12 protein-coding genes and 1 pseudogene are annotated in these 12040 nt (G+C 64.3%); 8 read left to right on the top strand and 5 right to left on the bottom strand.

The window, feature by feature from the left end; all coding sequences use genetic code 11:
* The first annotated feature begins 196 nt into the window (after nucleotides 1-196).
* Together AC2CGW_RS21715 and nudC are read left to right on the top strand one after the other, a co-directional pair.
* Complete coding sequence (locus AC2CGW_RS21715; RefSeq protein ID WP_186668879.1) at nucleotides 197-1009, top strand: crotonase/enoyl-CoA hydratase family protein; 813 nt, start codon at nucleotides 197-199, stop codon at nucleotides 1007-1009.
* A 36-nt stretch (nucleotides 1010-1045) separates the two neighbouring features.
* Entirely contained in the window at nucleotides 1046-1876 is an 831-nt protein-coding gene (nudC, locus tag AC2CGW_RS21710; RefSeq protein WP_186668880.1) for an NAD(+) diphosphatase, read from the top strand.
* A gap of 8 nt (nucleotides 1877-1884) precedes the next feature.
* On the opposite strand, the gene AC2CGW_RS21705 is transcribed toward nudC, so the two are convergent.
* On the bottom strand, nucleotides 1885-2664 hold the full coding sequence (locus AC2CGW_RS21705) for a TSUP family transporter (RefSeq protein WP_484574579.1): 780 nt from the start codon (nucleotides 2662-2664) through the stop codon (nucleotides 1885-1887).
* Nucleotides 2665-2774: 110 nt separating this feature from the next.
* Nucleotides 2775-3674: a LysR family transcriptional regulator gene (locus tag AC2CGW_RS21700; RefSeq protein ID WP_186711427.1), complete on the bottom strand. Its 900-nt coding sequence runs from the start codon at nucleotides 3672-3674 to the stop codon at nucleotides 2775-2777.
* A 106-nt stretch (nucleotides 3675-3780) separates the two neighbouring features.
* Between AC2CGW_RS21700 and AC2CGW_RS21695 the strand changes: the two genes are divergently transcribed.
* The 4 genes and pseudogenes from AC2CGW_RS21695 (at nucleotide 3781) to AC2CGW_RS21680 (ending at nucleotide 6909) form a co-directional block, all read left to right on the top strand.
* The gene (locus tag AC2CGW_RS21695) at nucleotides 3781-4269 is read left to right on the top strand and encodes a VOC family protein (protein ID WP_484574578.1); all 489 of its coding nucleotides are present in this window, start codon (nucleotides 3781-3783) and stop codon (nucleotides 4267-4269) included.
* Nucleotides 4270-4294: 25 nt separating this feature from the next.
* Entirely contained in the window at nucleotides 4295-5626 is a 1332-nt protein-coding gene (locus AC2CGW_RS21690; RefSeq protein ID WP_484574577.1) for an OprD family porin, read from the top strand.
* Nucleotides 5627-5882: 256 nt separating this feature from the next.
* Nucleotides 5883-6368, top strand: a pseudogene (locus AC2CGW_RS21685) (methyl-accepting chemotaxis protein); the annotation flags it as partial.
* A gap of 190 nt (nucleotides 6369-6558) precedes the next feature.
* Nucleotides 6559-6909, top strand: a complete 351-nt coding sequence (locus AC2CGW_RS21680) for a hypothetical protein (protein ID WP_186668884.1) — start codon at nucleotides 6559-6561, stop codon at nucleotides 6907-6909.
* Nucleotide 6910: 1 nt separating this feature from the next.
* Here the strand turns inward: AC2CGW_RS21680 and AC2CGW_RS21675 are convergent, their stop codons facing one another.
* Nucleotides 6911-7609, bottom strand: coding sequence for a YoaK family protein (locus AC2CGW_RS21675; RefSeq protein WP_186722285.1), 699 nt, complete (start codon nucleotides 7607-7609; stop codon nucleotides 6911-6913).
* A gap of 255 nt (nucleotides 7610-7864) precedes the next feature.
* On the opposite strand from AC2CGW_RS21675, the gene AC2CGW_RS21670 reads away from it, so the two are divergent.
* A complete protein-coding gene (locus AC2CGW_RS21670; protein WP_484574576.1) occupies nucleotides 7865-9958 on the top strand; it encodes a TonB-dependent siderophore receptor in 2094 nt (697 codons plus the stop codon).
* 31 nt (nucleotides 9959-9989) lie between these two features.
* On the opposite strand, the gene AC2CGW_RS21665 is transcribed toward AC2CGW_RS21670, so the two are convergent.
* Nucleotides 9990-10361, bottom strand: a complete 372-nt coding sequence (locus AC2CGW_RS21665) for a GFA family protein (RefSeq protein WP_186711423.1) — start codon at nucleotides 10359-10361, stop codon at nucleotides 9990-9992.
* 84 nt (nucleotides 10362-10445) lie between these two features.
* On the opposite strand from AC2CGW_RS21665, the gene AC2CGW_RS21660 reads away from it, so the two are divergent.
* On the top strand, nucleotides 10446-11267 hold the full coding sequence (locus AC2CGW_RS21660; protein WP_411382869.1) for a class I SAM-dependent methyltransferase: 822 nt from the start codon (nucleotides 10446-10448) through the stop codon (nucleotides 11265-11267).
* Here AC2CGW_RS21660 and AC2CGW_RS21655 read toward each other — a convergent pair whose 3' ends face one another.
* A complete protein-coding gene (locus AC2CGW_RS21655; protein ID WP_186668889.1) occupies nucleotides 11268-12035 on the bottom strand; it encodes an SDR family oxidoreductase in 768 nt (255 codons plus the stop codon).
* Nucleotides 12036-12040: the final 5 nt, after the last annotated feature.

The following is a 12040-nucleotide window of genomic DNA, read 5'->3' as shown; positions in this document are numbered from 1 at the left end:
TATGTCCTCGCGAGGGGTGTTCGGGGCAGTGGAAGAATAGGTCACTGCGGTGCCTGAACATTGGTCGAACGGGCAGGGCGCGAATCGACAGCCTGTTCTTTACCACTGGCAATCAGTCCCGCCTTTGGCACAAGCATCGCCTTGCAGGTGCGTTATAGTCCGGCGCGTGAACCCTTTCCCCACAGGAGTGCCGCCCGTGACCGAGTACACCGCGTTCAAGGTCGAACTGACCGACAACATCGCCCATGTGCAGATCAATCGCCCGGAAAAAATCAACGCGATGAACGCTGCCTTCTGGGAGGAAATCGTAGAGATCTTCCAGTGGGTCGACGACACCGAGGCGGTGCGTGCGGTGGTTGTCAGTGGCGCGGGCAAGCATTTTTCCTCGGGGATCGACCTGATGATGCTGGCCTCGCTGGCCGGACAGATGGGCAAGGACGCCGGCCGCAATGCGCGCCTGCTGCGCCGTACCATCCTGCGTCTGCAAAGCTCGTTCACGGCCGTCGACAAGTGCCGCAAACCGGTGCTGGCGGCGATCCAGGGCTATTGCATCGGCGGCGCCATCGACCTGGTGTCGGCCTGCGACATGCGCTATTGCAGCGCCGATGCGCAGTTCTCGATCAAGGAAATCGACATGGGCATGGCCGCCGATGTCGGCACCCTGCAACGTTTGCCACGTATCATCGGCGACGGCATGATGCGTGAGCTGGCCTACACCGGGCGTATGATCGATGCCAACGAGGCGTTGCGCATCGGCCTGGTCAACCGGGTGTATGACGACCAGGCGGCATTGCTCGACGGAGTCTTTGCCATCGCCCGGGAAATTGCAGGAAAATCGCCCATCGCCGTGGCCGGCACCAAGGAAATGATCAGCTACATGCGCGACCATCGTATCGACGATGGCCTGCAGTACATCGCCACCTGGAACGCTGCCATGCTGCAGTCAGAAGACCTGCGGGTCGCGGTGGCGGCCCATATGAACAAACAGAAACCGACGTTCGCCGACTGACCTCCTGACGGCGCACGCGCCTGAAGAGAGCCGAACATGTCAGCACGCTGGACTACCGCAGTACTCGACCCGCAGACCGCTGGCGGCCTGGCCGTCGCCCGCAGCCCTGCGGGGTTCCTGGTGGATGACAACGGTGCGTTGTTCCCGCGTGACTGGCTCAAGCGCCAGGAGCTGGACGTGCTCTGCGAGCACGGAATCGGTCATTTCGACGGCGAGCCGGTGTTCCTCCTGGAGCTGCGCACTGCCAGCGAACTGCCGGGCATGAGCTGGCGCGGCCTGCGCCAGTTCATGCTCGAAGGCGACTTCGACACCTACAAGCTGCTGGGTTATGCCGCACAGATCGGCACCTGGGCGCGCGAGCATCGTTTCTGCGGCAGTTGCGGCCAGCCGATGACGCAGATCCGCTGGGAGCGGGCGATGTACTGCCAGGCCTGCGACCTGCGCAGCTACCCGCGCATCTCGCCCAGCATGATCGTGCTGGTGACCCGTGGCGACGAAATCCTGCTGGCGCGTTCACCGCGCTTCGTCACCGGGGTGTACAGCACCCTGGCCGGCTTTGCCGAACCGGGCGAGTCGGCTGAGGATTGCCTGGTGCGCGAAGTGCGCGAGGAAGTGGCGGTGCAGGTCAAGAACATCCAGTACGTGGGCAGCCAGTGCTGGCCGTTCCCGCATTCGATGATGCTGGGCTTCCACGCCGAGTACGCGGGTGGCGAGATCGTCATGCAGCCTGACGAGATCGAGGATGCCCAGTGGTTCAGCGTACACGACCTGCCGCCATTGCCCGCCGGACGCTCCATCGCCCGTTACCTGATCGACCTGTACGTGGCGCGGCGGCTGGGGTTGGCGGAGCCGGTGCTGCCGACCTGACTCAGCCCTCAGGCCTGGCCGAACCAATGCTGCCAGGCCAGGCGCACGGTCAGCGCCAGCACCACGGTGATGAACACCGGGCGAATGAACTTGCTGCCGCCGCTGATCGCGGTGCGGGCGCCGAAGAACGCGCCGATCATCACCGACACGCCCATGACCAGGCCGACGATATAGTCCACTTGCCCGGAAATCACGAACACCGTCAGCGCCGCGATGTTGCTGACGAAGTTCATGCTGCGCGCCACACCACTGGCACGTACCAGGTCGATGGGGTAGAGCAGCAGGGTGCTTACCGTCCAGAACGCACCCGTGCCGGGGCCTGCCACTCCGTCGTAGAAGCCTAGGCTGAAACCCTGGGGGAACTGCCATTTTTTCCTGATCGGTGCATCGGCATCCAGCGGCGCCTTGGGGGTGCCGCCGAACAGCAGGTACAGGCCACAGGCGAAGACGATCACCGGCAGCATCTTGTTCAGCCATTCGGCGGGCATGTAGTGGGCGATCACCGCGCCGATCAGCGCGCCGCTCAGGGTGCCGACGATTGCCAGGCGCCACTGGGCCGGGTGGAACAACTTGCGCCGGTAGTAGGTGAACCCGGCGGTGGCCGAGCCGAAGGTCGAGCTGAGCTTGTTGGTGCCCAGCACCAGGTGCGGCGGCATGCCGGCGGTGAGTAGGGCGGGGGTGGTGAGCAGGCCACCACCACCGGCAATGGCATCGATGAAACCGGCGACGAAGGCCACTGCGGCGAGGATCAGCAGGATAAGCGGTTCTACGGTGAGTTCGAAGGGCATGGGACGGCTTTCAGGCTGCAGGCGAGGGCGCGGCAAAAGGTCGCGCCAGAGGCTGCACATGGTAGCCCCCGGGGCGCGCCCTTGCCAGCGTGCTCGGGCGTCCGTTGCTTCTAGCCCTGCGCAAACAACTCGCTGATCACCCGGCGCAACCACACACTGCGTGGCGCCTGCTGGAAGCGTGCGTGCCAGAACTGCTTGAGGTCGTAGCAGGGGATCTCTACCGGCGGCTCGACGATCTGCACGTTCACGGTATCCAGGTACAGGTTGGCCACGGTGCGCGGCAGTACCACCACCAGGTCGGACTGCTCGATGATCGAGGGCACGCTCATGTAGTGCGAGGTCTCGAGCACGATGTTGCGCTTGATCCCCGCTTCGTTCAGGTGCGCCTCGAACATCTCCTGGCGGCGGCAGCCGACGCGCACCTGCAGGTGCTCCATGCGGGCGAAATCCTCGAGCGCCAGGCGCTCGCGGGCCAGTGGGTGACCGCGGCGCAGCATGCAGGTGAGGTCGTGGGAGAACAGCCGTTGCTGGTAGATGTTGGGGGCCGTGAGGTCGGGGAAGTAACCGAGCACGGCATCGACCTTGCCGTCATGCAGGCTGTCGGTGAGCGCATCGGGCGCCAGGCTGAGCGTGCGCAGGCGAACGCGTGGCGCGAGCTGGCGCAGCTTCTGGAACAACGGCGGCAGGAACACCACCTCGCCGATCTCGCTCAGGCAGAACACGAACTCGTCTTCGGCGATGGCGGGGTCGAAGGTCGGGCTGCTGAGGATGTCACGGTCGATGATTTCGATGACTTCGCGGGTGCGCTCGATGATGCCCTGGGCTCGTGGCGTGGCCTCCATGCCGGCACCGGAGCGGATGAACAGCGGATCCTGCAGCGAATGGCGCAGACGGGCGAGGGCGGCGCTGGCGGCGGGCTGGCTGATGCCCAGCTGTTTCGCCGCAGCGGTGACGTTGCCGGTTTCGTAGACGGCCAGCAGGACGCGTAGCAGATTGAGGTCGGTGCGCATCTCTATAATCAAATCAAATAGTGCGAATAAAGAGAATTAGCTTCTGCGATTAAGCGCCGGTTGCGAGGATGAGTCCAGACAAAAATAAAACCAAGGGACTCCACCCATGATCAACCTGCACGATATCCGCTACGTGCGCCTGGGGACCGCCAACCTGGACGACGCACGCCGCTACGCGACGCAGATTCTCGGTTTGCAGGTGGCCCGCGAGGCCAACGGTGCGGTGTATTTTCGCTCCGACAGCCGCGACCACACACTGTGCTACCACGAGGGCGACCCGCGTGAAACCACCACCGCCTTCGAGGTCACCAGCAGCGATGAGCTGGAGCACGCTGCCGTGCTGCTCGAGCGCAATGCCTTCAAGGTGGTGCATGGCTCGCGTGAAGACGCCGAGGTGCGCCACGTCAACGAGCTGATCCGCTTCAAGGACCACAGCGGCAACAACATCGAACTGGTGCTGCGCCCCCATGCCAGCTGGCCGGCTGAAGCGCCTCCCGCGCACTCCTGGTCCCTGATCGAACACCAGCGCCCGCTTCCTGACAGAAGCGGCGTCGGGCGCGGCTTGCCTGCGCCCGGTGTTCGGCGCTCCACATAACAACAAGAAACGAGGAACACACAGTATGTCTTGCAAACGGTCTTCTTCCGTTCCCGGGCTGATCGCCCTGGCGCTGGCCCCCCTGACCACCCAGGCCGCCGGCCTGATCGAGGATTCACGCGCGCGCCTGGAAATGCGCAACATCTACTTTAACCAGGACAATCGCAGCGGCAGCGCCAACCCGTCCAAGCAGGAGGAGTGGGGCCAGGGCTTTCTGTTCGACTTCACTTCCGGCTACACCGAGGGCGCCGTCGGTGTCGGTGTCGATGCCCTGGGCATGCTTGGCATCCGTCTGGATTCGGGCAAGGGCACCCACTACAACCCGCAGAGTACCAATCGCGGTGGCCTGGCGTTTCCCACCGACAGCGATGGTCGTGCGGTCGATGAGTTCAGCACCCTGGGCGTGACCGGCAAGCTGCGCGTTGCCAAGACCGAGGCGCGGCTCGGCACGTTGCGTCCGAAGATGCCGGTGCTGACGCTCAACGACGGTCGCCTGTTGCCGGAAACCTTCGAAGGCCTGCAGATCACCTCGCGCGACCTGGACAACTTCACCTTCACCGGCGGGCAGATCCAGCGGGTCAAGAGCCGCAACTCGTCGAACAACGAAGGCATGGCGATCGCCGGGGCGGGCGGGCCGTCGGGCAAGCGCAGCAATGCGTTCAACTTCTTCGGCGTCGACTACGCCGTGAGCCGCGACCTGACCTTGCAGTACTACTACGGCGAGCTTGAGGACTTCTACCGCCAGCACTTTGTCGGCCTGGTGCACCAACTGGTATTGCCGGTGGGCAGCCTCAAGACCGACCTGCGCTACTTCGACAGTGGCCCGTCGGGGCGCAACGGCAGTGTGGCCGGGCGCGCCGAGGGCTATCGCAGTGCCGGTTTCGGCAATAACGGCAAAGTCGACAATCAGGCGTTCGCCGGGTTGTTCACCTACAGCCTCGGCGGTCATGGATTCAGCCTGGGTTACCAGCAGCTCGAAGGCGACAGCGATTTCCCCTTCGTCAACCAGGGCGATGGCTCGGCCACCTACCTGATCACCGACCGCCAGACCGGCGCGCGTTTCCAGAAAGCCGGGGAGCGGACCTGGGTGGCGCAGCACACCTACAACTTCGCCGCCGTCGGCATTCCGGGCCTGACGACGCTGCTGGCCTACCAGCGCGGCGACAACATCAAGTCGGCGCAGGGCGACCAGCATGAATGGGAGCGCGATTTCTGGGTGACCTATGCCGTGCAGGGCGAGACCTTCAAGGGCCTGTCGTTCTCCTGGCGCAACGCCAGCTTGCGCAGCACCTACGCCAACCAGCGTGACCTGGACGAGAACCGTCTCTACATCACCTACAGCTTGCCGTTGTTCTGAAGCACAGCCGACCGCTTCGCGGCCCCATCGCAGCAAGCCCGCGCCTGTGAGGGCGGGTTTGCCTGCAAGGGGCCGGCACCGTCAACCCCTATCATCGACTTCGAGACTCCCCATGACCCACTGGCTCGGCAACCTGGGCATCAAGCTCAAACTGGCGCTGGGCTTTGCCCTGGTGCTGGCCCTCACTGTGGTCCTCGCGCTGCAGAGCGGGTCCAGCCTGGGCAAGTTGATCGGCAGCAGCGATCACCTGGAAGACATCGCGCAACAGACCAACCTGCTGGCCTTGAATGCCGCCATCGAGGCGGCACGGGCAGGGGAGGCGGGGCGTGGTTTTGCCGTGGTGGCCGACGAGGTGCGCAGCCTCGCCCAGCGTACACAGCAGTCCACCGAGGAAATCGAAGCGCTGGTCGAGGACCTGCGCAGTGGTGCCGAACAGGCGGCTACGATCATGGATGCCGGGCGTGGCTTGACCGAGCGCAGTGTCGAGCTTACGCGTCAGGCCGGGGTGGCGCTGGGCAGCATCACCCAGGCGGTGTCGAGCATTCAGGGGATGAACCAGCAGATTGCTGCTGCCGCCGAACAGCAGAGCCTGGTGGCCGAGGAGATCAGCCGCAATGTGCTGGGTGTGCGCCAGGTGTGTGAACAGACGGCAGCGGCCAGTGAAGAAACAGCGGCCTCGAGCGCCGAGCTGGCGCGGTTGGGGGAGCAGTTGCAGGAGATGGTCGAGCGGTTCGTGGTGTGATTGCGGGTAAGCCGCGCCCCCCCACCTTAGCTGTGGTCAACGCCGGCAAGGGCGATGGTCGTCCGGGCCTCAGGCGCAGCACGGCAGGAGGGCCAGCGGAACCCTGGCATGATGCACTTCGCTGCCCGAGCATTCACGCGCGATCACCGCCAGTGCTACAGTCGCTTCTTTTTTGCCCCGAGGATGGAACATGCGAGCACTACTGCCGATGGCTGCAGCCCTGATGTTGATTGGCTGCGCTTCGTCGACCATGGAGGCCGCGCGCAACGGCCAGCCGAGCGCGCGCCTCGACTCGCAGAAAGCGCCGGAGCTGGTGGCCCAGTGCATCCAGTTCAGTTGGCAGGAAGAGTCGCGCTTCGGCGTTGACGCCAGTGGTTACCTGGAAACGCGCAAGGGCGGTGGCTTGACGGTGTACACCCGCGAGGCGGAGTCCTTCGTTGACGTCTACCCGCAGGCCGGCGGGACCCGGGTCGATTACTACGCCCGCAAGAACGACATGGTTGCACTGCAGCGCAAGGCTGCGGCGGCGACCTGCCTGTGAGTCAGCGTGGCATGTAGCGCAACTGCCAACGCCGTGGAATCTTCCACGAGACCACGGCAAGCAGCAGGGCGGTCAGCGCGCTGGCCAGCAGTGCCGCACGCTCGAAGCGCTGTTCCAGCAACACCCCCAACACCGCCCCGATGAACATGCCGCTCCAGGGCACCAGTTGCACGCGCCACCCGAGCCGTTGTTGACCCAACAGGGTGCGGCCCAAGCCGCGACCGAAACGCGACAGCGCGCCGGTGACGTAGGTCAGCCCGATCGGCAGGCCGTTCACTTCCTCGACCACCGCATTGATCATGCCCATCGCGGTCACCGCCGCCAGTAGCGCGAGCAGTTGCATGGGCTCTGGCAGCATGCCGGCGACCGCCAGCAGCAGGGCGATCACACCCAGCAACGGCCAGTGGCGCCGACCGCTTCTGGCGGCAACGACCACCCCCAGTGCGTTGCCCAGCACGAACGCCGCGATCACCAGCGCCAGGCGCAGCACCGGCCCCAGATCGGCGCTGCCCAGCGAGGCCGCCAGGCGCGTGGTGTTGCCGCTCATGAACGAAACGAAATCGCCGGTGGCCATGAAACCGATGGCATCGGTCATGCCGGCGAGTACCGACAAGGCGGCAACGAAGTACAACCCCACCGTGCCGCGGCGCTGTACCCGCTGTTGACGCTGGCTGTCGAGTGACGCAGTTCCCGGTAGCATCGCAGCTCTCTCCCTGAATCAGCCCAACCGCCCCTCGGCTTGCAGGGTCAGCTTGTGGTGTTCGAGCAATGCCTGGAAGCGGAAGGCAAAGCTGTTTTCAACCATGGGGCGGTTCCTGGAAGCGGGCCGGAAGCGCGAGTATACCCGAGCCGTAAACTACAGGTTGACGGGCAAATGCGGTTTTTTCTCATCCGGGTACTCCTCGCATCTTTCATAAATTGATATGTTATTACATGAAATTTAGGAGCGTCGTTGATGAAACTTTCCCCCGCCCGGCTCTGTCTGGGTTTTTCCCTGTCTGTGTTCGGCCTGCCCGGCAGTGCTGCCGAACCTGTAATACTCGAGGCCCTGACCGTCAGCGACAGTCATCTGCAGGAGCGCGCGGACGGCCCGGTGCAGGGCTACCGCGCCACCCGCTCGAGCACCGCGACGCGCACCGATACCGATGTGCGCGACACGCCGCAGAGCATCGCCGTGGTGCCCAGCCAGGTGCTTGAAGACCTCAACAGCACACGCATCGACCGAGCCCTGGACTTTGCCGGTGGCGTCACCCGGCAGAACAACTTCGGTGGCTTGACCTTCCTCAACTACAGCGTGCGCGGTTTCACCACCGGTGAGTTGTACAAGAACGGCTTTGCCATCAACCGCGGCAGCTACAGTGCACCGGACACCTCGACCATCGAGCGCATCGAAGTGCTCAAGGGCCCGGCCGCCAGCCTCTACGGGCGCGGTGATCCGGGCGGCCTGGTCAATATCGTCAGCAAGCGTCCGCAGGAAGAGGCGTTCACGCGCCTGAAGGCCAGCGCCGGGACCTGGGATCGCTACCGCGGCAGCCTGGACGTCAACACGCCGCTGGACGAGGAGGGGCGCCTGCTGTCGCGCATCAACCTGGCAGTGGAGGACAACGGCAGCTTCCGTGATCACGTCGACAGCCGCCGACAGATCGTCAGCCCCTCGCTTATCTGGCAACTCGACCCTGACACGCGCCTGTTGCTGGATGCCGAGTTCTCGCGCACCGAATCGGTGTTCGACCGGGGCATTCCTGCGGTCAACAATCAGTTGGGTTCAGTGAAGCGCTCGACCTTTCTCGGCGAGCCCAACGACGGCCACATTCGCAACGACAACCAGACCCTTGACCTGGCCCTGGAACGTCACCTGAACGACAACTGGAAACTGCGCCTGGCCAACCACTACACCCAGGGCCATCTGCGCGGCAACAGTTCGGAGCCGTCGCGGGTAGTCGGCCAGACGATCAGCCGTTTCTACCGCGAACGCAATTTCGAGTGGAACGACAACATCACCCAGGCCGAACTGCACGGGCAGTTCGATTTTCTCGGCTGGCAGCACCAGAGCCTGATCGGCCTGGAGTACGAGAACTACCGCAACAGCCAGAAATACCCACAGAGCGCCACGTCGCTCGGCTACGGGCTGGACATCTACCAGCCGGTCTACGGGCAGCCCAAGCCGCCGCTGATCAACCCCAACGACTTCTTCGAACGCACCGAAAGCCAGGCCCTCAACCTGCAAGATCAGATCATCTTCGACGAGCGTTGGCGTGGCCTGCTCGGTGTGCGCCTGGAGCGGGTCGAGCAGACCGCGCTGAACCGCGCCACCGGGGTAAGCAACAGCCAGGTCAAGGAAGTCGCAACACCGCGTGTGGGGCTGTTGTATCAATGGACGCCCGAAGTTGGGGTGTTCGCCAATGCCTCCACCTCGTTCAAACCCAACGCCATCGGCACCCAGGGCCAGGTGTACAAGCCTGAGAAAGGGCTGGGATATGAGACAGGGCTGAAGCTCGACCTGTTCGACAGTCGGCTGGGTGCGACTGTCGCGTTGTTCAGCATCGACAAGGAAAACGTCGTCACCACCGATGCCTTCGGTGAAAGCATCGCTGCTGGCAAGGCGCGCAGCCAGGGGCTGGACGTGCAGTTCAGCGGGCAGCTCACCGAGGCCGTGCGGGTGATCGGTGCCTATGCCTACATCGATGCCGAGGTCACCAAGGGCGATGCAGCACTGCCCAAGGGCAGCGACCTGTTGGGCATTCCCCGGCACAGCGGCAGCCTGATGGTGGTGCACGAGTTCCAGAATGGCTGGCTGCGGGGCTCGGATGTCGGCGCCTCGGCCAACTACGTGGGCGAGCGTTCCGGGCAGGCGGGTGGCGACCTGCGCTTGCCGGCGTACAGCACGCTGGACTTGCTGGCGCACTACAAGGCCAGCGAGCAGTTGAGTTTCGGGGTGAACCTGAACAACGTCTTCGACCGCAAGTACTACGAACGCGGCTACAACGTGGCGTGGAACATGCCGGGCGAACCGCGCAACCTGAGTGTGAGCATGAGTTTGTCGCTGTGACCTGAGGGACCGCACAGCGGTCCCAACCTAATCAACCTTGACGCATCCACTCCGGGCAGCGGTCCTCGAACGAATGCCCGGTCGGCACCAGCTGCTCGTCCTCGATCTCATCGAAACACCCCAGCAGCAACGCCACCGTTGGCGCATCGTCAATTGCCCCGATCGAACTGCCGCAGCACCGGCAGAACGCCCGACTGGAATAATCCGAAGAGCGCCAGGTGTCGGGTGCTCCACCAGCACCCACCCAGCGCACCCGCGCACGATCGAATTCCACCCAGCTCGCCACCAGTGCCCCGGTATGCTGCTGACACCAGCGGCACGAGCAGTGGTGGGGATTGCCCGTCGGCCCATCTGCCTCGAAGCGGATCGCACCGCACAGGCAGCCGCCCTTGTAGGTCTTCATGCTGTCGCTCTCTCCTTGAATGGCAGGTTGTCGGCCTGCACCCTGGCCGGTTAACGTGGCGGTTTTCCGCACAGGGAAGTGTCCATGAATCCGTCACTGGAACTCAATCGCGCCAACTGGGACGAGCGGGCGCCGTTGCACGCCGCCTCGCCGGGCTATGAAGTCGAATGCTTCGTGCAGTCTGCCACGCATCTTTCGGAAGTCGTGCGCTTCGACCTGCCGCGCCTGGGCAATATCCAAGGCCTCAAGACCTTGCACCTGCAATGCCATATCGGCACCGACACCTTGTCGCTCGCGCGCCTGGGCGCGCAGGTCAGCGGGCTGGATTTTTCGCCGGCATCGCTGGCGCAGGCGCGGTTGCTGGCCGAGCGTTGTGGCGTGGAGATCGACTATGTCGAGGCGGACGTCTACCGCGCCAGCGAGGTGCTGCCCAAGGCGAGCTATGACTTGATCTACACCGGGATCGGCGCCCTGTGCTGGCTGCCGGACATCCAGCGCTGGGCGCAAAACGTCGCGGCGTTGCTCAAGCCGGGAGGGCGGCTGTTCCTGCGTGAGGGCCATCCGATGCTGTGGACGCTCGACGAAACCCACGCCGATCGCCTGCAGGTCGACTTTCCGTACTTCGAGCACGAGGCCCCGGTCATCTTCCACAGCGACCAGACCTACGTCGAAAGCGAGCATCGCCTGGCGCAGACCGAGACCCATTCCTGGAACCGCGGCCTCGGTGAAATCATCACGGCGCTGCTTGAGCAGGGCATGCAACTGACCGCCCTGGTCGAGCACCGGAGCATCCCGTGGGAGGCGTTGCCTGGGCAGATGCTCAAGGGCGAAGACGGCGAGTGGCGCCTGGCCGAGCGGCCCGAGCGCCTGCCGTTGAGCTACACGCTGCAGGCGCGCAAGGGCTGATCAGGAAAGGAAGCCGCCGTCGACATTGAGCGCCGTGCCGGTGGTGTAGCTCGACGCGTCGCTGGCCAGGTACAGCACCGCGCCGGCCATCTCGCTCGGGTCGGCCACGCGCTTGAGCGGGATTTGCTGCAGGGCGGCGTTGAGGATGGCGTCGTTCTTCACCAGCGCCGAGGCGAACTTGGTGTCGGTCAGGCCCGGCAGCAGGGCATTGCAGCGGATGCCGAATTGCGCGCACTCCTTGGCGAAGACCTTGGTCATGTTGATCACCGCAGCCTTGGTCACCGAGTAGATGCCCTGGAACAAGCCTGGTGTCACGCCATTGATCGACGCCACGTTGATGATGCTGCCACCGCCGTGCTCGCGCATCAGCTTGCCGGCTTCCACCGACATGAAGAAGTAGCCGCGGATGTTCACGTCGACAGTCTTCTGGAAGGCACTGACGTCGGTGTCCAGCACGTTGCAGAACTGCGGGTTGGTGGCGGCATTGTTGACCAGGATATCCAGGCGTCCGAACTGCTCGCGGATGCCGGCGAACACCTGCTGGATCTGCTCCAGCTCACCGATATGGCAGGCCACCGGCGTAGCCTTGCCGCCGGCTGCGATGATGGCGTCGGCGACCTGCTGGCAGCCGTCGAGCTTGCGGCTGGAGACGATCACATGGGCCCCTTGCTGGGCCAGCAGGTGGGCGATGGCTTCGCCGATGCCGCGGCTGGCGCCGGAAACGAAGGCGATCTTGCCGTCAAGGTCGAACAATTGGGTCTTGGACATGCTGG

The organism is Pseudomonas sp. SYWMCR5, from assembly GCF_057197165.1.
This window is presented reverse-complemented; position numbering and strand designations above follow the sequence as displayed.